The sequence below is a fragment of the Dokdonia sp. MED134 genome (assembly GCF_000152925.2).
GTDB lineage: Bacteria > Bacteroidota > Bacteroidia > Flavobacteriales > Flavobacteriaceae > Dokdonia.
Window position 1 is genome coordinate 347,116 of record NZ_CP009301.1, and the last position, 20,653, is coordinate 367,768.

The window sequence follows — 20,653 nt, forward strand, 5'->3', positions numbered from 1 at the left end:
CTAAATATACAATGAATTTTGGATTTGTACGCCGCGCATAGCGGTTTGAAAATTGACTGTAAGAAGTACGCTTTAGCGAAAGAATAACACTAATTAGGTAGGAGTAATTAGCCCTCATCGCAGTAGCTAATAAGCTCTTAAAACAAGCCTTTGCCATCATAAAATCAGGAAAAACCCTACGATGAAAATTATAGATCAAAATTAGCTTAAAAAGGCTTGTTTTTTAACTCAGTTCTTTGTTGTGCAACGTTTTTTAATCAAATTCAGTTTCTATTTTAGTCAGATTTGAAATGTCCTTATTCAGGTATTTTATGCTGACTTTAGGGGGAATTGAAATCTCAATACAAGTTTCGCTAAAAACTAATGTGTCCGAAGATAATTTTCCCTGAAATTCATTGGACATTTTCAGAGCTTTGAATATCAATTTAAACATTTTTCGGTCAGAATATAATTCAAGTAACTTTTCAGTTTCTTCTTCACTAAGTTCCTTAAATCTACTGAAGTGAATTTCTATAGATGGTGGAACAGAAATTCCAACAATCAGTCGATTTGTTTTAAATCCAGCGTTTTCAATTAAAGGCAAAACATCAAATACATCTTTTACATAATCAACAAACTTGTTTTTAGCATTTGTTCCAATATCTCCAATTTTAGAAAGTCCGTTTTTGAGTTGCGTTATTATCTGTTCAGAACTGTCAGTAACTGTTTTAGATGTTTTTTTTAAAATTGAATTTTTTTCCATTTGATTATTATTTTGTCCTGTTTTCAAATGTTGCACAACAGGCCACTACATAAAGCGAGTGCGGCTCCCGATAGCTATCGGGATTGCTGGTTTGCTCTACTTTGTGGTCTTGATTTGTTTGGACTAAATATACACTTATTTGTGAATCTGTCGCCGCGCATAGAGCTTTCAAACCTGCCTCCGACGAGCGTAGCGAGAGGAAGGCATAAATTCGCGTTATGTAATAGTTCTTGCATCCGACGAGAGAGGGACGACCGAGAGGAATGCACTCTTGCAACTACGTGTGAGCTTTCTATACTTAAGATTTATGCCCTAGGCATTTTTGAGTCCTGCCTCCGACGAGGAAGGAACGACCGAGAGGAAGGCACAAGGTGGCGGCTGATTGAGCAGGGTGGGAGCTTTAAAATACTAGCAGATTTACTCTATAATCCATCTGTACCAGATCCTTGATTATTGCTCTTACAATCGCTCTAATACAGATTTTGAAGCGTAGCCATACGATTGCGGTAATAACCAAGTATGCAACTGCCTTTTGTGTGGCTTATTTTGTCGTGAACTGCGAGCCCTTGGGCAATCAGCCGCCACGGTTATGTGTATGCAACGTAGCGTGTAAAAAGGTAAGATTTTTAAGGATAAAACAGAGCTAAATTTTTAATTTTGTTTTTAACTTGTCAAAAGTAAAAGCCAAATTAAAAATTTGGCGGACTTACCAAATAAGCAAAAACCTCTCGGAAAGCCTAATTTAGCTATGTTTTATACACGGTGTTGTAAAACGTTTTTTATTCAGTAATTATTTCATTTTCCTTTTCAGTTATTCTATGAGTTTCAAGGTTGTAAACCCCATATTCGGAAGGTTCATTTGTGTTTTCATTATCGAAAGTTAATAAAAGTTCTTCGTTATTATTTACCCACTGATATTTCTTTACTTTTCGGTCAGTAATTTGAGTAAGATTTTCACCGTTTAAATTTGCTACATAAATATAGTGTTCATCTTTATGGTTTATTTCCCCATCATTGTTAGAATCTTTTTCGGCGATAAAAAATGATAATTTAGGCTCTTTATTATTTAGTTTGTCCAAGTTGTAATTTGAAACACACATACTTGTAATAGAACAGTTCTTACTTAATAATCTCCTTATTACATTATGGTTTTTGTCAAAAAAAATTACATTTATTGAAGTTGTGGGAATGGTATATGGTAAAAGCACTTCATCCTCTGTTGAATTAGCAAAAACGTCATCAATTTCTTTTTTGAATTCTGCAACTATATAGTTTTCTGAATTAGGTAACTTAATTGGTTCAGTTCTTTTTATCTGATATTTTGTTTTCTCGTTATCTATTTTTTCTTTTTTAAAAGATTGAAATAGAAATAACCCACAAAAAAAGAAAATTGAGAAAAGTAAAAAAACACTAATTTTTCTGTTCATATTGCGGATTTTAAATGTTTTACAACAGGCCACTACATAAAGCGAGTGCGGCATACTTCGACAAGCTCAGTACAAGCTTTGCTGGTTTGCTTTACTTTGTGGTCTTGATTTTTTTACAATAAATATACAATGAATTTTGGATTTGTGCGCCGCGTATAGAGCTTTCAAACCTGTGTCCGACGAGGAAGGAACGACTGAGAGGAAGGAACAAGGTGGCGGCTGATTGAGTAGGGTGGGAGCTTTAAAATCCTAGCAGATTTGCTCTATGCCCCATCTGTGGCAGATCCTTGATTTTTGCACTTACAATCGCTCTTAAACCGATTTTGAAGCGTAGCCATACGATTGCGGTAATTACCAAGTGCGCAACTGCCTTTTATGTGGCTTATTTTGTGGTGAACTGCGAGCCCTTAGGCAATCAGCCGCCACGTGGCGCATATGGCTTGTGGTGGTTTCGAAGCACTTTCCTATCCCACGAAACCGAAGCTGGCTACAAAGCGAAAACCTTGCTGTCAGCCCTTCACCCGCCATAAGCTATATGTGTTGTTAGCGGCATACTCTTTTATTTTTTAGTCGAAATCAATCGCATTTTTAGTTCTTTCTGCCCATTTTTCAATTTCAGTCTTTATGGTCATTTTCTCATTTGTCGTTAAAGGCAATTTGTCTGGAACTCCCCAATTGTCCGTCGAATTGAACCAAATGATTAGTCCGTTTACTTCCAATTCATATTCAATTTCTGCAAGTCTCCCTTTGTCTACAAAATAGAAAAATCCATTGCGTCCGTATGACTTGAAATGAAGTCCGTCATTGTTCATTATTTGGTCAACATTGTCCTTTTCTCGTCTTTCATTTGCCCACTTGTCCTTGATTTTTTCTGAAGTGTAATGCTGAAAATGTGTATCATCAATCTTCTCAACTGTCGAGCCGAAGGATACTTTGAATTTTAAGTCCTTCTCAGTTTTTCTAATCTGTTGACGACAAAAATCTCTTTCTTTATTCATTTCCATTTTGTCTGCCGCGTCTGTAAGGTCAAGCCAATATTTGTCTGAGAAGTAATGTCCTGTTTCTTCAGTCAGTTCGATTAAACTGTCCAAAGCAAGTCCCAATTCGTTTTGCTGTAAAAAGTCATTTGAGTTTTTTAATTGTCTATGGTTATTGTAGACCGCAGGCAAATAGTCAATCAAATTTTTAATTATCTGATTTGGTGTTTTGTCAGTCGACTGTTTTTTCTGTGTGAAGTTGAATAGTTTCAATGTCGTTCTTTTGAGTTGCCGCTAACAGGCCACTACATAAAGCGAGTGCGGCATACTTCGACAAGCTCAGTACAAGCCTTGCTGGAGTGCCTGTTTTTTGTTTTTTAATTAATTTTTTAAATATACACTTATTTGTGAATCTGTCGTCGCGCATAGAGCTTTCAAAAATGTCGTATTCGCGTTATGTAATAGTTGTGGCTGGTTGCAACTACGTGTGAGCTTTCTATAATTGACATGTATGCCCTAGGCATTTTTGAGTAGTGGCCTGTGGCGGCTGATTAAGTAGGGTGTGAGCTTTAAAACCCTAGCAGATTTGCTTTACAATACATCTCTGCCATTTATGCGTGTAGCAAGGAGCAATACCCTTTCGCGAAAGCGGAATTAAATAAGTTACACTTCAAAGTGAAGATAAAATCATCGTCAGCTTGCTATACTTTTGTGCATTTAAACCGTCTCGTAACAAAATAACAAATGATGACAAAACAGACCCAAACCTCCCGTTTTGTAAAAGATATATCTCTCCAAAATTAGAAAAGCTCAGAAAGAAATATCAATCTGAGCTTTTTAAAAAATTAGCGATGTCTTTGCACATCTATTTTAATGGGTTTCATCTGGATAAGGTTAATGCGATGTAAAAAACGCATTATAAGATATGTTACATCTATCTCATACCAACGCACCCCTCCAAAGTTAGGTCTAGACCCAAACTTGTGATGATTGTTATGATATCCTTCTCCCATCATCAAGAAGTCAAAGCGGAAGAGGTTCTTAGAAGTATCCTTAGTTTTAAAGTTTCGGTAGCCTAAAATATGTCCAAACCAGTTAATGATGACACCGTGTATAGGAGCCATAGCTAGTACTACTGGTAAAAATAGCCATTGCCACCAGGCGGTTGCAAATACAGCAAAGAAAGTAATGTACAACGCACCCCAAAGCACTCTAGAGAAACGAGAACTGGCAAAGGCATCAAAACGTTTCCATTGTGGGACGTTCTTTTTAAACTTTGCATCTACTTCAACTCGGTCGTTATTAATGTCTTGGTAGATATTTTTTGTTTTCCACATCATAGCAAATGGATTTTCATCATAGCTAGGGGAGTGTGGGTCCTTATCTGTATCTGTATAGGCGTGGTGCATTCTATGCATAATACCATAGCCATAGGCACTCAGGTAGCTGGGGCCTTGAAAAATCCAGGTTAGTACAAAGGTTATTTTTTCGGCTGTTTTAGACATTGTAAATGTCTGGTGTGCCGCATATCTATGTAGAAAAAATGACTGAAAAAACAGGCCACTGTACCACATTACGATTACAAAGAGGAGAATGAGCATTTCTTTTTTATGCAAAGGTACTCTGGTGAGCAAACTCGCACAATGAACCTACATTAACTAATGCGCTTGCGTATACGGCTAAGTGCTTGAGGCGTTACACCTATGTAAGAGCTTATGTACTTGAGAGATATCTCCTTGAGAAGTTGCGGGCGCTCTTTAAAAATACTGAGGTAACGCTCTTCTGCCGTTTGATCAAGAAGCGATTGTAGCCTTTTTGACTTAGTAATAAATAGATTTTCGGCTGTGAGTCTACCTATAAGGTTGCCTATGGCTGTTTTATTGTAAATTTCTTGAAGATCGTTATAAGAGATACTAAGCATACTTGTATTAGAGAGTGCTTGTACGGCGTGCTCAGAAGGTTTTTGAAGCAAGAATGAGTCATAAGCACTTACAAACTGATTTTCAAAACAAAAGCCAAAGGTAATTTCCTTTTCTGTCTTTGGTTTAGGTATAAACAGTCTTACTGTACCAGAGGTGATAAATGAGATATAATTTTCTACCACACCAGCTTTGTGTATGATGTCTTTTTTCTTAAAAGTACGCTCTTTTAGCTTTGAACTAAAGAGCTCCCAATCACTGTCTGAAACGGGTGAAAATTTATTTATATAATTACGTATCTCTGTCAATGCTTTACAAATTTGCTTTACAAAGATACTACTCAACAACCTCTTTAAAATCGTTATCTAAAGATGTTTTACTATTGTTTTATTATAGCTAAGTTCGTACGGCCTTTAAAAACGGGTAATAATTGCAAACATTATGAAAAAAGAAACCTACTTAATTATACTGGCTTTTTTCTCTATTTACGTCTTTTGGGGCTCTACTTATCTATGGAACAAGATTGTTGTAAGTGAGGCTCCTGCCTTTATGCTTGCTGGTTTACGATTTACCACGGCAGGCCTTCTTATCTTTTTTATAGCAAAAATCACAGGCAAGTCACTTAAGATTACTCCTAAGCAATTACGCAATTCTGTACTGGCAGGATTCTTTTTTTTAGTCTATGGTAATGGTGTATTTGTATGGGCACTTAACTATGTAGATAGCGGTTTTGCCGCATTGCTTGCTGCACTACAACCCTTATCCATACTTCTATTAATGAGAATTACTCAGAAAAAGGGTCTAAAACCTAAATCTATTGTAGGTGTTGTACTCGGTCTCATAGGGATGTATTTACTAGTATCACAACGTGAGATTGCAATGCAAGAAGGAGCCACACTCGGTATAGGGATGATTTTCACCTGTATTTTGAGCTGGAGCATAGGGAGCCTCTTTGTGGCTAAAGCAGATCTTCCTAAAAACTTTTTTATAACAACGGGTTACCAAATGGTAAGCGCAGGTATACTTTTATGGACAGCAAGCTTTGTGATTAATGAACCTTGGAGCTTTCCAAACTCCTGGAGTACACGTGCACAAATCTCTATGGTGTGTCTCGTAATTTTTGGAGGGATTGCCGCCTTTACATCTTTTAATTATCTTCTTAAAAAGGTATCTACAGAGAAGGTTGCTACCTCTGCTTATGTAAACCCAGTGGTTGCATTATTTTTAGGGTGGTATTTTCTTGATGAGCAGGTCACCTTACAATCTATGATTGCTGCCGTAGTACTTCTAAGCGGTGTTTATTTTATAAACAGTGTGAAGAAAAATGACAAAACAACCCTAAGAAAGCCCTGGCGTAGAGGTAGAGGCTAGCGTTTAAAGTACTTGTAAGGCATAAAAAAAGTCCCGAGTTATATCGGGACTTTTTTATATCGCTATGTCTAATTATACAAAGGTGGTCTCACCTTTATCTAATGCTTCTTTTGCGTCTACAATGGTAGCATCTTCTATATCATCTGGATGAGCGGCTCTGCGGTTTGTAGTCTTATCAGCCTTTGAGAGTTCTTTGTCAAGGGCATTTTTTAAACTCGTGAGCTTTTCAGACACTTGCTCTTCTACATCATTATATGTTTCCTTGAGTGTGTCTCCAGCTCTTTTTGCCTTGTCTTTAAGCGCGGCTTTCTCTTCTGGTGATAATTTATTGTACTTATATAAACCTAGGGCACCCGCAGCTACTGCAAGTAATCCTAGTATTCCTTTTGTGTTATTGTTCATAGTATAGCTTGTTTTTAGGTTGCTTACTAAATATAAGTTATCTGTATTAAAATACCTCCAGCTACCACGATATTAGTATTTTATTAATACACTTTTAGTAAAATCACTCACTGTTTTAAGATATACTGTTTATGGTGGGTATGAGTACGCTTTCGCGAAAGCGCATCAAAAAAACTACTAGGCAACAGCCTCTGTCATTGCATAATAATGCAAGATGTTTTTATAAAATGAAATGTTTTCTTCTGTCTCACGTATACAAGACTTTAAAAACTTCTCAAGGCTGTTAAACGTGATTTCAACCTCGGCACCTCGTTCTAGCATATCTATACCTAGTAAAACTGTTCCTTTTTCTACATCAAGCACTACCGACGAGGCGTTAAAGTGATTCTTTATAATAGCCGTGTGCAACTGCTTAAAGTTTGCTCTGCGCTTAAAGCGAAAATCTGTAGAGTACTCTATAAGATTATTGAGACTTCTTACAATGTTGTTGTTTGATTGGATCATAGCGTTTGGTTTTTTTCTTTTGAACATCATAAAAATAAAATCTAAAGTGTTAATAAAAATCTAATAGTCAGTATTTTATAAATTGTTTAACTTTTATACTACTACGCTATAGGGTATACTATGCTGGTATAAGTAATACGTAAGAGATCTATGGTTTGGATCTCAAGAGCAAGCCTTTTTTTAAGAAGTTTTCTTTTACATAAGGTTCTAATTAAACCATTAATTAGGCGTACTTTCGCGCACTGATAAAAGCCCTGATTATGAAGCGTATAAATGAATACAAAAAACTCTTTGGAGTTGAGAAAGAAATAGATCTTAAAATGCTCAAAAAGAGCTATAGAAATCTTGTAAAAGAGTGGCATCCAGATAAGTTTCAAGCAGGAGATCCTAAGCAAGAAGAGGCAGAGCTGCAAAGCCGTCGCATCATAGATGGTTACCACTTTCTAGTAAGTATGGCGCCAGAGACTAAGGAGGCAAATCTTGAAGCATACACAGAAACCATAACTAATGCCGCCATTGCAGATTACCAGCATAAAGGTTTACTACTTGAGGTAACTTTTACAGATGGTACTACTTACGAGTACTTTGGGGTGACAAAAAAGACGTATATTAAAATGATTAATGCAGGTAATCTTAACCGTTTTGCAAAGCGTAGTATTTACCCTAAGCATAATTACCGTAAGTCAAAAAGACACTTACAAGAAGCATAATTAAGGCAATATCAAGTTTACAGATTACAAAGCGCCAGCATATATGACAAGTACATTTACCGCTCTAGGAGTAACAAACGGAATACAAGAAGCTCTAGCTGCGCTAGATATTGTACAACCTACAGATATACAACAGCAGGCCATCCCGGCGTTGCTCACATCAAAAAAGGATGTGGTTGCACTAGCGCAAACAGGTACTGGTAAAACGCTAGCCTTTGGGGTTCCTTTATTACAACTTATAGATCGTACTAATCCTACGGTGCAGGCTGTTATACTTGTCCCTACACGAGAACTAGGACAACAGATATACTCAAACATTGTAGCCTATGCGGCACAATTACCAGAAGTATCGGCAGCGGTGTTTTATGGAGGTATACCTGTAAAAGAAAATATAGAACGTCTTAAAGAACCCGCTCAAATTGTAATTGCAACACCTGGACGTCTTATAGACTTAATGGAGCGTAAGGCAATAAACATCTCTCAAGCCAATTACCTTGTGCTAGATGAGGCAGATGAGATGGTAAGTGCTCTTAAAAACAGTATAGATGTTATTGTAGAGACAATGCCTAATAATAGGCGTACCTTCTTATTTTCGGCAACGATGCCTGGTACGGTTAAACAACTCGTACAAAATTATCTGTCTAAAAATCCGCTAGAGATTACTGCAGAGCGAGCAAACCTTGCTAGTCACAAAATCACACACGATTATGTCGTGGTGGAGCCCATAGAGAAGCTGGATGTATTAATGCATTTCTTAAACTCAAAAATAGGGGAGCGTGGCATTATCTTCTGTAAGACAAAGGCTGCTGTAAATAAACTTGCAAAAAACCTGGCTATTAATAAGTTTTCTTCTGGGGCATTACACGGTAGCTTGAGCCAGGCTATACGTGATCGTATGATGGGACAGTTTAGAGAAGGCCACATAGACATACTCGTAGCCACAGATCTTGCGGCACGTGGTATAGATGTAAAGGAGATCTCTTATGTGGTTAACTACCACTTACCAGAGTTTTATGATATGTATGTACATAGAACGGGACGTACTGCCAGAGCAGGAAAAACAGGCTATGCGCTTACTGTTTTACAACAAGAAGAGGTTGCAGAAATACCAGAATTTGAAGAAGAACTGGGAATTACTTTTTCCGCTTTCGCGAAAGCGTCACCTCAAGAAATCGCAGATAATAATCTCATACTCTGGGCTCGTAAAATCTTTAAAACAAAGCCTAATCGTGAACTCTCACCAGAGCTAAGAGAAAAAGTACACAAGGTTTTTCACCACCTTACTAAAGAAGAACTTATAGATAAGCTACTTGCAAGGCAGACCTCTTAAAACTGTAAGTCTGCCTTAAATTCTATTGCTTCAGAGATGGATCGGTTCTTTACTTCATTATTATAAGTAATACCCCAGCGCGTACGATCTATTTTAAAATGAGCTTTAAAGGATCTTGCTTGACCATCTATGATTGCATAAAACTTTATATTTTTTGTAACCTCTTTAATAGTAAGGTCTGCAAAGACTTCGTGTGTATTAGTATCTTCAAAATATTTAATAGAAGTAATGGTTAGACTCGCCTCTGGGTATTTTTCTATATAGAAGAAGTCTTCATCTTTGAGATGCGTAACAGGACCTCTGTTATGTAAATGGTCTTCATTAGTAATAGACGTCATATCTATCGTAAAAGAACCACCTATCACATTATCATTTATACTGTTGAGATAACCATCTTTAAAGTATACCTCGCCATTGTGTTCACTTACGTTAAAAACATATGACCCCTTCCAGTGCAAGATGCTTTTACCCGTGTCGAGATTGTGAGTTTCTGGTGCGACTACTTGTGAGTGTATTTGAGAAGTTACTACTAAAATAATGAGTGTGCTTATGAGCTTATACATAGGTTTAATATTTTGAAAGTAAAACTAGAAGCACACCGTTACAAAAGTGTCAAAAGAATGTAAAAGAACTGTCAACGGTTGTAAAATCTCGATTTTTTGACGGTTCTTTGTGATAAGATGAATAAAACGCGACTCTTATTAGTATGTCTTTTTGTAATGTGTGCAAGCATATCTTGGTTATTACCTCAAGCCGATATGCCGGCTACTATGCGTGAAGAACGCAGTAAGATTGTTATACGCGAAGTGGGTAACCAGCTATTACTTGCACAACGAGACACTATATCTCGCATACTACCTGTGCGTCAACTTGAGAGCGACATTTACGTACTTGCTTTCTCTAGTGATTTATCCTTCTTACCAGAACAGCTTGTAGCCATCGCTAGTGAGCAATTTACTAGAGCTCAGTTTCCTAAAAATTATATTATCGAAGTTTATCAATGTTATGATAATGAGGTAGCTTATAGTTTTGAAATCAATAAAACCATTGAAAATACGATTGTTCCCTGCTCTGGCCGCAAGTTGCCGTTAGATTGTTATACGATCAAAATTCAATTTATAGAAGAAAATATTGTCCCTTCTCAATCATCCTATTCAAAGATGGGACTACTATTTATAGCAGGTGGTGCTTTATTATTTTTAGGATTCCGCTTTCGCGAAAGCAAAAAAGAAACCCTTCCCAGTACCGAAAAGATAGTAACTATAGGAAGTTTTTCTTTCTATCCAGAACAGCATAAACTAGTAAAGTCACCCGATGAACTTGTTTTGTCTAAAAAGGAATGTGAACTACTCACCCTATTTGCTAGTAGGCCTAACGAGGTGATAAAACGTGAAGAGTTGTCTAAAAAAGTATGGGAAGATAAAGGGGTGATTGTAGGTAGAAGTCTAGATACCTACGTCTCAAAACTTAGAAAAAAACTACAGACAGATCCTGCTATAAAGCTTACAAACATACACGGAGTAGGGTATAAACTAGAGATAAGGTAGTATATAAAAGCAATTTTTCATTTTCAAATTTACTGCAGATAAATAATTATAGCCTTGTTATTATTACTTAGCTTTGGCTATGACATTAAAACAAAGCCTTTTACTAGTAAGTCTTATCTTAACTAGTAACCTATTTGCTCAAGAAAAGCAACCTTCAGATATATTTTGGGAAACACTCGCAAGTCATTGCGGTAAAGCTTACAAGGGTCATCTTGCTTTACCAGAAAATGATGAAGCTTTTGGCGGTAAAGAGCTCGTAATGCACGTGCGCTCTTGCTCAGATAACGAGATAAAGGTTCCTTTTTTTTTAGGAGAAGATAGATCGCGTACTTGGGTCTTTACAAAGAAGGATGGTATTATCACTTTAAAACACGATCATCGCCACGATGACGGTAGTGAAGATGCCGTAACTCAATATGGAGGTACAGCAAGTAATATGGGGAAGGGAGATATTCAATTCTTTCCTGCAGATCCACATACACAACAACTTATACCTGCCGCAGCAACAAATGTCTGGTGGGTAACTCTAGATGACACCACCTTTACATATAACTTAAGAAGACTAGGCCGCGATAGTGTCTTTAAAGTAGTGATGGATATCACAAATCCTATTGCCACACCAGAAGCGCCTTGGGGCTGGAAAGATTAAATAATAACGAGATTACAAGAAACACAACCAACTATGAAAAAACTATGGTATCTCTCAATGATTGCAGCTAGCTTTATAGCCTGTGAGCAGTCTGAGCAAAAAAACGAAACACACCCTGAGGTAGTCTTTGACGGAATATCTAAACAAATTGCTCCAGGTGATGATTTTTATAATCACGTGAATAAAAACTGGTATGATAATGCTGTCATTGCAGATGACCAAGTGGGAGTGGGAGCATATCGTTTTCTTAACATACCACAACAAGAGCTTCTTAAAAATATACTCGAAGAGGTTTCTGAGCAATCACACGACAAGGGTAGTGTTGAGCAACTAGTGGGAGATTTTTATGCCTCTGGTATGGATACGCTCAGTATTGATAAGCGTGGTATCACGCCTATACAACCCCTGCTAGAAAAGATAGATGGTACTTCTACTACAGAGGAGTTGATGGATGTAGTAGCAAATCAAATTAAAACGGGTGATTATTCCTTTCTTGCACCTTACATCTCACCAGATCAAAAAAACAGCAAGCTTAACATCTTGCATCTAGCTCAAACGGGATTAGGTCTGCCAGATCGTGATTACTACTTTAATGAAGATCCTTCATCTGTAGCCATACAAGATGCGTATAAAACGTATTTAACTACACTTTTTGAATTAGTAGGTGACACAGAAGCAACTGCAAACGCAGCAATAGTCTACGCTATAGAAAAAGAACTTGCAGATTCTCATAAAACAAGAATACAGCGTCGCGTTATAAAAGATAATTACAATAAAGTCTCGGTAGTAGACCTAGATAATGGACATAATCAAATAGACTGGCAGCGTATTTTTACTACGCTAGGTACAGATATAGACTCATTAAATGTGAGACAGCCGGCATATTATGATAAAGTAAATGATGTACTTGCGAGTACTTCTCTCAAAAATTTAAAGCTTTATGTAAAAGCAAAGTCTTTAAGCAACCACGATAATATATTAAGTACACCTTTTCAAGATGCCTCTTTTGCATATACTAAGGTGATCTCTGGACAAAGCGAGCAACAGTCACGTACTAAACGTATGGTGCGCAATGTAGATAGACAAATAGGATTTGCCTTAGGCCAGCTGTATGTAAAGCGATATTTTAATGAAGAAGCAAAGGAAAGAGCACTTGACCTGGTGAACAATTTTCAGAAATCACTCGAGCAACGGATAGAAAACCTTGAGTGGATGAGTGATAGTACTAAAGTAAAAGCCAAGGAGAAACTCTTTGCTATCAATAAAAAAATAGGATATCCAGATGTATGGAGAACCTACGACGTAGAGATAAACAGAGATCGGTTTTTTGAGAATGTAGTTGCCTTACGTAATGATAGTTACCAGTACGAACTTAAACAACTTAATAAAGCACCTAACCGTGATGAATGGGGTACTACACCATCTACAGTTACCGCTTATTACAACCCATCACTTAACGAGATAGTCTTCCCTGCAGGAATATTACAGGCGCCATACTTTGACCTATATGCAGACGATGCTGTAAACTATGGTGGTATAGGGATGGTAATAGGTCACGAGTTTACACACGCCTTTGACGATCAAGGAGCTCAATACGATAAAGAAGGAAATGTCAAAAACTGGTGGACAGAAGAAGATTATACCAAGTTTAAAGCAAAAACACAGCAAATTATTGAGCAGTACGACAGTTTCACTGTTCTTGACAGTGTACACCTTAAAGGAGCACTTACAGTAGGAGAAAACACGGCAGATAATGGCGGAATCTCTATCGCTTATGATGCCTTTAAAAGAACAAAGCAAGGTCAAGACACCACAAAAATAGGAGGTTTTACTCCAGACCAGCGTTTCTTTTTATCTGTAGCACGCATCTGGCGTGTCAAGACAAGAGATGAGTATTTAAGAAATTATGTAGCTACAGATCCGCACTCACCACCTATCTGGCGTGTAAATGGACCACTTATGAACTTCACTCCATTTTATGAAGCTTTTGATGTAAAAGAGGGGCAAAAAAACTTTAAAACACCAGAAGAAAGAATTAAAATCTGGTAATACGATTTACAAGAGATTTGTATTTACGATATTTGCCACGTAAAAAATTAAAAATAGTGATGAGGAAGAAGAGATTACAATCACTAGGACTTAATTAAAACAACCAAAATAAAATTAAGATATAATGATTAAAGCATTTTTTAATAGACTATTTGGGTCTACTAAAGCATCGATACGAAAAGAAGGAAAGGTAAAGTTCTTCAATACAAAAAAAGGATTTGGATTTATTGCCATAGACAATTCTGACGAGGAGGTTTTTGTACATACTACAAACGTAACTGGAAGATTGAGAGAGAATGACAAAGTTACATTTGAAGTAGAAGACGGAGAAAAAGGACCTAGCGCTGTAAATGTAAAGCGAGTTAAGAAATAATCTTTGCTACATATTTTATACGCTCAAGGCGAAATTTTAATAGCGAGTATCAATCTGATACTCGCTATTTTTTTGTGGAATGTTAGATTCTTAAAATTTTATTAAAATAGACTGCCTAACCGCCTAGAATACAATTAAATATTGCCATATTCATAAAAAAAAACTTCCATTCTTAAATAGGGTATTTACAAGTGTATTAATTGTTAAAATAGTTTAGATTTGTGTGAAAATTCTCAATATTACGTTTATAATATGATGTGTATTTAAACTTAATATGACAATATATTACATCAATCAATGAAAAAACGCTTAGCAGTACTATTACTTATAGTATGCTCCTTATCGGTTTACGCACAAGAACCTACCAATAATCAAGAGGATGATGATTTATTTGCAGAACTAGATGATCTAACCATCGAGAGTGATAACGAAGTAATTGCCACATTTAAGTCTACACGATTACTTATAGGCCAGTCTACAGAGAGAGTAAAGCAACGCCAGCTTCATTTTAGAATTTCCCACGTCTTTGGAAAAATTAAGGGCATTGATAATTTTTTTGGTCTCGACCAGATTAACAATATGCACATAAGTCTTGAATACGGATTGACAGACTTCATACAACTAGGTATAGCAAGATCAAACAAACCAGATAAAACCTATTCTAATAGTATTAAAATAAGTGCATTGAGACAGCGAGATGGTGCATCACCTTTTCCTTTCGCTTTAAGCTATTTTGGAAGTCTTGATATAAAAACTAGGGAGTATTTTCCAGAAGCTCGCAATAAAAACTTTAGTGGTAGACTAGAGTATGTAAACCAGCTACTCATAAGCCGTAAGTTCAATAAAGACCTTTCTTTACAAGTGTCACCTACATTTGTATATAGAAACCTTACTGAGACAGAAAATGACCCTAATGCTATATTTTCTATAGCTATGGGAGGACGTTATCTTATATCACGATCTATATCACTTAATGCGGAGTATTACTATACGCTACCCACTTTTGACACGCACGATGGCAGTAAAAACACGCTAGCCGTAGGGATGGATATAGAAACTGGAGGTCACGTTTTTCAATTATATTTTACTAATGCCTTTGCATTACACCCCGGTAAGTTTGCTATTAACCAAAGCGGAGATTTCTTTAATAGAGATATCAATTTTGGGTTTAGTATTCTTAGGGAATTTTCATTTTCAAAAAAATCAAAATAACGCATATATTATGAACAAATCACTTACACTCTTACTCGTACTTCTTACTGTTGCTGTTACTCAGGCTCAAGAAAAACTTATCACTCGTACAGGTGTGATCACCTTTTCTTCAGAGACTTCTATGGAAAATATAGAAGCTACTAGCAGCCAGGCTGCTAGCATTTTTGATACTTCAAAAAATGTAATAGCATTTAATGTTCTTTTAAAGTCATTCAAGTTTGAAAAAGCACTTATGGAAGAACACTTTAATGAAAAGTATGTGCACTCAGATAAGTACCCTGCAGCAAAGTTTAAAGGGACTATAGATCAAGACATAGATCTTAATACTGTACAAGTATATAATGATGTGACTATAAGCGGCTCTATGATTTTACACGGTGTGACGTCTCCAAAAACTGTAAAAGCTGTTATAGAAGTAATGGAAGATAAATCTGTAAAAGTAACAAGTGATTTTAAAATCACCCTTGCAACATACAAGGTTGAGATCCCATCACTCGTAAAAGATAAAATTTCTGCAGATATAGATGTAAACTTAGAAGCAAACTACAAGTAGTATGATTAAAAAGATCCTATCGGTAGGTATTGTGGTTGTTATGGTAGCAGCCTCATATGCTTTGTATTTATACAACCTACCGGCAAAAACAGCAGCAGGCGCTAGTGCAGATATCACAATGAGCGCAGAAGACTTAATCACAAAATTTGATAACGAATCTGAGGTAGCAACAACGTTACTAAGTGATATAATAGAAGTAACCGGTACCATAACCCTTATTGAAAAAGGAGAGCTTACGAGCATTATCGTAATCAATGAGCGCATTACCTGTGAGGTTGAAAATGCACAAATAGATAGTACCATCACAACAGGTAGCCAGGTTACTATACGTGGTATTTATAGTGGACTAGAAGAAATGTTTAATGAAATTATACTTTCAAAATGCGTTATTGTAAAGCAATCATAATACTACTTATTTGCACTGCTATAAGTTGTACAACAGAGCAGGCAGATAGTTTGTATCCTGTAAATGATGCACAGGCGCAAGCCTTTTATACCAGTACACTTAAAAATGTAATAGACACCAAGTGTATCTCCTGTCATATCTACCACGTAGAGGGTAATAATCGATATGATAATTATGAGAAGACCAAGTCTAACATTGTACAGATGGTGAGTAGAATTAACTCTAACTCAAATACCGTAATGCCTCCAGCAGATGCGACACAACTTACCGAAGAAGAGGCAAGTTACTTTCAAGAATTTCTAGACCTTCTCAATGCAGATGATGATACTCTAGAGCCACGCGTGCAAATAGAGTGGACAGCTTATAAATATCCAGATTATGATAATAGGGCAGGAGTGAGCGGTACATTTGATACAGTAACATATGCTTTTAATGAAAGTGGTGACACACCAGTTTCAATTCTAGAAGATGCAATTGTAACTGTAGATGCCAGTTCTGTAAACGTAGGTAATGAGTCAGAACGCACACAAAATGTATTTACATTTTTTGCGGCATTTACCCCAGATATAGTAGGGACAGTAACAAACTTTACTGACACAACTGTCACTATAGATTTTGAAATGAACTCAATTACGACTACTCAAGTTTTTGACGTAACAATACTTTCGGATAGACTTGTACTCACGGGATCCATTCCTGATTTAAGTATTTATAACTGGGATGCTGGTTATGATGCTCTAGAAGCCGTTTGTGGTGAATATCACGAGAATAAACTATGGGAAGATGTAGACGTTACAATAGACATTCTCTTAGAAGAATAGATAAAGACATATAACAAGGTTAAACTCCATAAGCATATTCGTGTTTATGGAGTTTTTTTTACGCTTTCGCGAAAGCGTAGTACCGCTATATAAAAGAATGGCAGAGTATAAAGCGGCTTTTACAGAAAGTCATTCTGCAACGACTTAAAATCAAAAAAGCACACGTTTAATCACAGTACATTTATCAAACAAAAAGATAAGCTTACTATGACAAAAACACTAGCCATACTACTAATTGTGATGAATGTAGCCCTTGTAAATGCTACATCTCCTAATGACTATCGTAAAAAGAAGGATACAAAGATTACACCAACTGCGACCACAGATGGTACGTATATCTATGTAGACATACGCACGGCAGAACAAGGGGTTATCACTTCTTTTTTAAGAAGAGGTTTTACAGTATATTTTGATAAAAAGGGAAAAAAGAAAAAAAGAGTAGGAATAAGCAGCCCTACATTAGATCGAAAAAAACTAGGTAATACTCCGCCAAATTCTAACGAAGGAGAGTCTAGAAACTCTGACGAAGAAAGAGAATTGCCCGTTGCCCGTATGCTAGAAGATATAGACCGTAAAGCTGTTTATATAAAAGACGACAGCGCGCAAGAGTTTCACCTAGACCTTAATGCGCTAGATATCACAATTAACTACAGTTATCAAAAAGAACCACAAGGAGGCATTCTTGTATATAAACTCAAAATACCTGTTTCAAAAATTGATGAGAATCCTATTGATTTTGAAAAACTAACTTTAGGTATTATTTCTACACCACTACCCGAAAGAGAAAATCAAGGCCCTCAAGACCGTGGAGGTTTGTCTCTGGGTGGTGGCGGCAGATCGCAAGGTGGTCCTGGTGGAGGAAACCGTGGTGGAGGTGGAGGCCGTCCAGGTGGACAAGGACAGGGTGGTGGTCAAAAAAAGGCACCACAACAACCTGAAGACGTTGCGCTATGGTTTGGTCTCACAATAAGCTAAATCTCCCCATTTGATGAGCACCAATAATTGGTGGTTGACTATGTATGTTTAAAAAAGCTTCTCTTGATTGAGAAGCTTTTTTTACGCTTTCGCGAAAGCGTACTTATACGTTTTAATAGTAAATAGAAAAAGGCAATCTACTTAATGTAAACCGCCTTTATATATCTTATATGGCATCTGTTATTCTTCTTCGCCAGTGAGAGAATCTGCCATTGCCAGCTCTTCATTCTCACTATTGTCTACAGGCACAGAATCTTTTACTCTTGTAAACTCTTCCAGACGTTCTAGATCTCCTTCTTCACCAGAAAAGTATGGAAAGACATCTTCTATAGGTGACTCAGCAATGGCTGGTATGGTGTATTCACCCATAGTATCCTTCATAGTAGAAACCGTGTTGTCAAAGGCTTCTTTAACGTCATTTGCCTGTACGAGTAGGTATAGACTCGTTTTGCGCTCCTTACCGCTTTCTTCATCATAAGCTATAAGAGATACGCGTGATTTAAACCATCTGTCTGTATTTTCAAAAGGGTGAATCTCTGCATAGTTTGCCACCTTGATGTTTGTGATTTTAATTTCCTCACTATCTGGAAGGTAAGCAGCCATCTCCTGTGTGATTCTACTTTCGGCCTCTGTATATGAAATTGCATCTACTAGAAAAGGTGCTGTTTTTACCTTTTGCGTTCCAGATGCTTCATCTAGTTTTCTATATTTTACTTTACACTCGTACCACGTTGCGCTCATACTATTTTTGTTTTAAGGTTGCCAAAAATAGGGTATAGCAAAGGGGCAAAATATCATAAGATGCAATAGATATTCACAATTTGAAGATCAAAATTATACATTATTAAATACGAGTGCATTAAGGTGACTAACTTAGTAAACATTTTATGTAATTTGTTATGCGGATGCAATCTGTGTGTGGAATTAGGTTTTCAAAATATAACAACATTAGTAAATATCTTATATTAACGATTATGATTTTTATCCCATTTAGAAACATTAAATTATATATTGCTTTATTTACAACCTTACTATTCTTGAGTTGTGGTAGAAACAGTACAGATCAAAATGAGTTTGAAAACATAGATAACACCACTATATCTATTAGTTCTCAAGGTACTTTTTCTGTTGGGGGTAAAATAAAAACTAGTGGCGGCGTGTTTGACCCTATAGCTCACGGAGCTTTTAATCCGACAGATCAGAACACGGATGGACAAACTTTGCACGGCGATCACGCCTCGGTATTGTACCAAATACCAACAAACGCTAGAAGCTTACCACTTATATTTTGGCACGGTTATGGGCAGTCAATGCGTACTTGGCAAACAACACCAGACGGAAGAGAGGGATTTCAAAGCATATTTCTAAGAAAAAGATTTCCAGTTTATTTAATAGACCAACCTAGACGCGGACTTGCGGGTCAAAGTCTAGAACCAAGAACACTACAAGCGCGAACGGAAGACCAACTATGGTTTGGAATATTTAGACTTGGAGAGGGATCTACCTTTTATCCAGATATTCAGTTTTCAAAAGATCCTGAGGCTTTAAATCAATTTTTTAGACAAATGACACCTGATACAGGACCCTTAAATATTGACATCAATGTTAACGCCGTATCTACATTATTTAATAAAATTGGCGATGGTATTCTAGTCACTCACTCTCATAGTGGCGGTCAAGGCTGGTTAACAGCTCTTAAAACTGATAATATAAAGGCAATTGTTGCTTATGAACCTGGAAGTAATTTTGTTTTTCCAGAAGATAATCTACCAGATGTAATTCCTTATGTAGGTGGTACATTAAAAGCTCGGGGTGTATCAGAAAATGAATTTGAGAAACTCACTAAGATTCCCATTGTGATATATTATGGTGACTATATTCCTGAAGGGGCAGTAGAAAACCCGGGAAAAGAACAATGGAGAGCTGCACTTACAATGGCTCGAAGATGGACTAAATTTGTTAACGATAGGGGTGGAGATGTGACGTTAGTCGTGCTACCAGAACTTGGAATTAAAGGAAATACACATTTTCCTATGTCTGACTTAAATAATCAAAAAGTTGCATCATTGATGTACGATTGGATTGATAAAAAAAACTTAAATTAATTTAAAAGAAGGAAAGATGAAAAAAATAGTATTGGTTTTAGCTCTTATAATATCATTAAGTGCAATAGCCCAAGATGATCATTATAATATAGTCTCGTATACTGATGAAGGCACAAAAGCACCAAATACGCATTACATAGGAGAGGCCTGGCTTAGTAGATTACTACAAGAAGATAATGAGTTGCCGTATAATGTCGTAAAAGCAACTTTTAAAGCAAACTCAACACTAGATTGGCACAAGCATAGTACACCACAAGTGTTAATTGTAGTAGACGGCATAGGTTATTATCAAGAAAAAGGAAAGGCTCCTTATAAAATGAAAAGTGGTGATATTATAAAGTGTGCAAAAGATACAGAACACTGGCACGCATCATCAAAAGAAAGTGATGTAACTTACTTAGCACTGTATAGTGGTCAAATACCAACAGAATGGACAGAAGTTGTCACTCAAGAATACTATGATAGCGTCGCTGTTAAACTTGGTAAGGAGTAATAGTGTTAACTATTGTATAGTTATTTGACATAATATTGAAAGACTCAGAAAAATAGTAATCGAAAGAATGCTATAGCGTATGTGTGAA

Annotated in this window: 23 protein-coding genes and 1 pseudogene; 15 read left to right on the forward strand and 9 right to left on the reverse strand. The window is 36.7% G+C overall.

Annotated features, from left to right (window positions below; translation table 11 throughout):
• Positions 1-107: 107 nt before the first annotated feature.
• A pseudogene (locus MED134_RS15460) lies at positions 108-210 on the forward strand (IS110 family transposase); the annotation flags it as partial.
• Positions 211-253: 43 nt separating this feature from the next.
• Here the strand turns inward: MED134_RS15460 and MED134_RS01510 are convergent.
• The 5 genes from MED134_RS01510 to MED134_RS01530 all read right to left on the reverse strand — a co-directional run bounded on the left by MED134_RS01510 (position 254) and on the right by MED134_RS01530 (position 5,373).
• A complete protein-coding gene (locus MED134_RS01510; RefSeq protein WP_021779148.1) occupies positions 254-769 on the reverse strand; it encodes a hypothetical protein in 516 nt (171 codons plus the stop codon).
• A 752-nt stretch (positions 770-1,521) separates the two neighbouring features.
• A complete protein-coding gene (locus MED134_RS01515; RefSeq protein ID WP_021779146.1) occupies positions 1,522-2,169 on the reverse strand; it encodes a hypothetical protein in 648 nt (215 codons plus the stop codon).
• A gap of 566 nt (positions 2,170-2,735) precedes the next feature.
• Complete coding sequence (locus MED134_RS01520) at positions 2,736-3,419, reverse strand: hypothetical protein (protein ID WP_021779145.1); 684 nt, start codon at positions 3,417-3,419, stop codon at positions 2,736-2,738.
• A 572-nt stretch (positions 3,420-3,991) separates the two neighbouring features.
• Positions 3,992-4,747: an acyl-CoA desaturase gene (locus MED134_RS01525; RefSeq protein ID WP_038596825.1), complete on the reverse strand. Its 756-nt coding sequence runs from the start codon at positions 4,745-4,747 to the stop codon at positions 3,992-3,994.
• A 53-nt stretch (positions 4,748-4,800) separates the two neighbouring features.
• Complete coding sequence (locus MED134_RS01530) at positions 4,801-5,373, reverse strand: Crp/Fnr family transcriptional regulator (RefSeq protein ID WP_038600752.1); 573 nt, start codon at positions 5,371-5,373, stop codon at positions 4,801-4,803.
• 133 nt (positions 5,374-5,506) lie between these two features.
• Between MED134_RS01530 and MED134_RS01535 the strand changes: the two genes are divergently transcribed.
• Positions 5,507-6,436: an EamA family transporter gene (locus MED134_RS01535; RefSeq protein ID WP_021779142.1), complete on the forward strand. Its 930-nt coding sequence runs from the start codon at positions 5,507-5,509 to the stop codon at positions 6,434-6,436.
• A gap of 72 nt (positions 6,437-6,508) precedes the next feature.
• Here MED134_RS01535 and MED134_RS15305 read toward each other — a convergent pair whose 3' ends face one another.
• Together MED134_RS15305 and MED134_RS01545 are read right to left on the reverse strand one after the other, a co-directional pair.
• Positions 6,509-6,838 (reverse strand): hypothetical protein, encoded by a 330-nt coding sequence (locus MED134_RS15305; protein WP_021779141.1) that lies wholly within the window; start codon positions 6,836-6,838, stop codon positions 6,509-6,511.
• A gap of 177 nt (positions 6,839-7,015) precedes the next feature.
• Entirely contained in the window at positions 7,016-7,342 is a 327-nt protein-coding gene (locus tag MED134_RS01545; protein WP_038596828.1) for a hypothetical protein, read from the reverse strand.
• 260 nt (positions 7,343-7,602) lie between these two features.
• Between MED134_RS01545 and MED134_RS01550 the strand changes: the two genes are divergently transcribed.
• Positions 7,603-8,052, forward strand: a complete 450-nt coding sequence (locus MED134_RS01550) for a KTSC domain-containing protein (RefSeq protein WP_021779139.1) — start codon at positions 7,603-7,605, stop codon at positions 8,050-8,052.
• 43 nt (positions 8,053-8,095) lie between these two features.
• Positions 8,096-9,382, forward strand: coding sequence for a DEAD/DEAH box helicase (locus tag MED134_RS01555; RefSeq protein ID WP_021779138.1), 1,287 nt, complete (start codon positions 8,096-8,098; stop codon positions 9,380-9,382).
• Here MED134_RS01555 and MED134_RS01560 read toward each other — a convergent pair.
• The gene (locus MED134_RS01560) at positions 9,379-9,945 is read right to left on the reverse strand and encodes a YceI family protein (RefSeq protein ID WP_021779137.1); all 567 of its coding nucleotides are present in this window, start codon (positions 9,943-9,945) and stop codon (positions 9,379-9,381) included. The two genes, MED134_RS01555 and MED134_RS01560, sit on opposite strands and share 4 nt — an antisense overlap.
• A gap of 156 nt (positions 9,946-10,101) precedes the next feature.
• Here MED134_RS01560 and MED134_RS01565 point away from each other — a divergent pair, with 156 nt between their 5' ends.
• The 9 genes from MED134_RS01565 (at position 10,102) to MED134_RS15310 (ending at position 17,967) form a co-directional block, all read left to right on the forward strand.
• Positions 10,102-10,929, forward strand: coding sequence for a winged helix-turn-helix domain-containing protein (locus tag MED134_RS01565; protein WP_021779136.1), 828 nt, complete (start codon positions 10,102-10,104; stop codon positions 10,927-10,929).
• Positions 10,930-11,008: 79 nt separating this feature from the next.
• Complete coding sequence (locus MED134_RS01570; protein WP_021779135.1) at positions 11,009-11,578, forward strand: hypothetical protein; 570 nt, start codon at positions 11,009-11,011, stop codon at positions 11,576-11,578.
• A gap of 33 nt (positions 11,579-11,611) precedes the next feature.
• Positions 11,612-13,627, forward strand: coding sequence for a M13 family metallopeptidase (locus MED134_RS01575; RefSeq protein ID WP_021779134.1), 2,016 nt, complete (start codon positions 11,612-11,614; stop codon positions 13,625-13,627).
• 124 nt (positions 13,628-13,751) lie between these two features.
• Positions 13,752-14,000 carry a cold-shock protein gene (locus MED134_RS01580; protein ID WP_021779133.1) on the forward strand — a complete coding sequence of 83 codons (249 nt, stop codon included), beginning with the start codon at positions 13,752-13,754 and terminating at the stop codon, positions 13,998-14,000.
• Positions 14,001-14,297: 297 nt separating this feature from the next.
• Entirely contained in the window at positions 14,298-15,212 is a 915-nt protein-coding gene (locus tag MED134_RS15235; protein ID WP_021779132.1) for a DUF5777 family beta-barrel protein, read from the forward strand.
• A gap of 10 nt (positions 15,213-15,222) precedes the next feature.
• A complete protein-coding gene (locus MED134_RS01590; protein ID WP_038596835.1) occupies positions 15,223-15,765 on the forward strand; it encodes a YceI family protein in 543 nt (180 codons plus the stop codon).
• Between the two features lies 1 nt (position 15,766).
• Positions 15,767-16,171: an OB-fold protein gene (locus MED134_RS01595; protein ID WP_021779130.1), complete on the forward strand. Its 405-nt coding sequence runs from the start codon at positions 15,767-15,769 to the stop codon at positions 16,169-16,171.
• Positions 16,147-16,992 carry a YceI family protein gene (locus MED134_RS01600; RefSeq protein WP_021779129.1) on the forward strand — a complete coding sequence of 282 codons (846 nt, stop codon included), beginning with the start codon at positions 16,147-16,149 and terminating at the stop codon, positions 16,990-16,992. The genes MED134_RS01595 and MED134_RS01600 overlap by 25 nt, the downstream gene beginning before the upstream one ends.
• 207 nt (positions 16,993-17,199) lie before the next feature.
• Positions 17,200-17,967 carry a hypothetical protein gene (locus MED134_RS15310; protein WP_021779127.1) on the forward strand — a complete coding sequence of 256 codons (768 nt, stop codon included), beginning with the start codon at positions 17,200-17,202 and terminating at the stop codon, positions 17,965-17,967.
• Positions 17,968-18,147: 180 nt separating this feature from the next.
• Here the strand turns inward: MED134_RS15310 and MED134_RS01610 are convergent, their stop codons facing one another.
• A complete protein-coding gene (locus MED134_RS01610; protein ID WP_021779126.1) occupies positions 18,148-18,708 on the reverse strand; it encodes a DUF4494 domain-containing protein in 561 nt (186 codons plus the stop codon).
• Between the two features lie 233 nt (positions 18,709-18,941).
• Here MED134_RS01610 and MED134_RS01615 point away from each other — a divergent pair, with 233 nt between their 5' ends.
• Together MED134_RS01615 and MED134_RS01620 are read left to right on the forward strand one after the other, a co-directional pair.
• Positions 18,942-20,072 (forward strand): alpha/beta hydrolase, encoded by a 1,131-nt coding sequence (locus tag MED134_RS01615; RefSeq protein WP_021779125.1) that lies wholly within the window; start codon positions 18,942-18,944, stop codon positions 20,070-20,072.
• Positions 20,073-20,088: 16 nt separating this feature from the next.
• Positions 20,089-20,565, forward strand: coding sequence for a cupin domain-containing protein (locus tag MED134_RS01620; RefSeq protein ID WP_021779124.1), 477 nt, complete (start codon positions 20,089-20,091; stop codon positions 20,563-20,565).
• The last annotated feature ends 88 nt before the right edge of the window (positions 20,566-20,653 follow it).

Excerpts from the sequence above, each read along its gene's own strand:
- MED134_RS01515 (WP_021779146.1), bottom strand. The coding sequence starts at position 2,169 with ATGAACAGAAAAATTAGTGTTTTTTTACTTTTCTCAATTTTCTTTTTT.
- MED134_RS01525 (WP_038596825.1), bottom strand. The coding sequence starts at position 4,747 with ATGCTCATTCTCCTCTTTGTAATCGTAATGTGGTACAGTGGCCTGTTT.
- MED134_RS01535 (WP_021779142.1), top strand. The coding sequence starts at position 5,507 with ATGAAAAAAGAAACCTACTTAATTATACTGGCTTTTTTCTCTATTTAC.
- MED134_RS15305 (WP_021779141.1), bottom strand. The coding sequence starts at position 6,838 with ATGAACAATAACACAAAAGGAATACTAGGATTACTTGCAGTAGCTGCG.
- MED134_RS01545 (WP_038596828.1), bottom strand. The coding sequence starts at position 7,342 with ATGATCCAATCAAACAACAACATTGTAAGAAGTCTCAATAATCTTATA.
- MED134_RS01550 (WP_021779139.1), top strand. The coding sequence starts at position 7,603 with ATGAAGCGTATAAATGAATACAAAAAACTCTTTGGAGTTGAGAAAGAA.
- MED134_RS01555 (WP_021779138.1), top strand. The coding sequence starts at position 8,096 with ATGACAAGTACATTTACCGCTCTAGGAGTAACAAACGGAATACAAGAA.
- MED134_RS01560 (WP_021779137.1), bottom strand. The coding sequence starts at position 9,945 with ATGTATAAGCTCATAAGCACACTCATTATTTTAGTAGTAACTTCTCAA.
- MED134_RS01565 (WP_021779136.1), top strand. The coding sequence starts at position 10,102 with ATGTGTGCAAGCATATCTTGGTTATTACCTCAAGCCGATATGCCGGCT.
- MED134_RS01570 (WP_021779135.1), top strand. The coding sequence starts at position 11,009 with ATGACATTAAAACAAAGCCTTTTACTAGTAAGTCTTATCTTAACTAGT.
- MED134_RS01575 (WP_021779134.1), top strand. The coding sequence starts at position 11,612 with ATGAAAAAACTATGGTATCTCTCAATGATTGCAGCTAGCTTTATAGCC.
- MED134_RS01580 (WP_021779133.1), top strand. The coding sequence starts at position 13,752 with ATGATTAAAGCATTTTTTAATAGACTATTTGGGTCTACTAAAGCATCG.
- MED134_RS15235 (WP_021779132.1), top strand. The coding sequence starts at position 14,298 with ATGAAAAAACGCTTAGCAGTACTATTACTTATAGTATGCTCCTTATCG.
- MED134_RS01590 (WP_038596835.1), top strand. The coding sequence starts at position 15,223 with ATGAACAAATCACTTACACTCTTACTCGTACTTCTTACTGTTGCTGTT.
- MED134_RS01595 (WP_021779130.1), top strand. The coding sequence starts at position 15,767 with ATGATTAAAAAGATCCTATCGGTAGGTATTGTGGTTGTTATGGTAGCA.
- MED134_RS01600 (WP_021779129.1), top strand. The coding sequence starts at position 16,147 with ATGCGTTATTGTAAAGCAATCATAATACTACTTATTTGCACTGCTATA.
- MED134_RS15310 (WP_021779127.1), top strand. The coding sequence starts at position 17,200 with ATGACAAAAACACTAGCCATACTACTAATTGTGATGAATGTAGCCCTT.
- MED134_RS01610 (WP_021779126.1), bottom strand. The coding sequence starts at position 18,708 with ATGAGCGCAACGTGGTACGAGTGTAAAGTAAAATATAGAAAACTAGAT.
- MED134_RS01615 (WP_021779125.1), top strand. The coding sequence starts at position 18,942 with ATGATTTTTATCCCATTTAGAAACATTAAATTATATATTGCTTTATTT.
- MED134_RS01620 (WP_021779124.1), top strand. The coding sequence starts at position 20,089 with ATGAAAAAAATAGTATTGGTTTTAGCTCTTATAATATCATTAAGTGCA.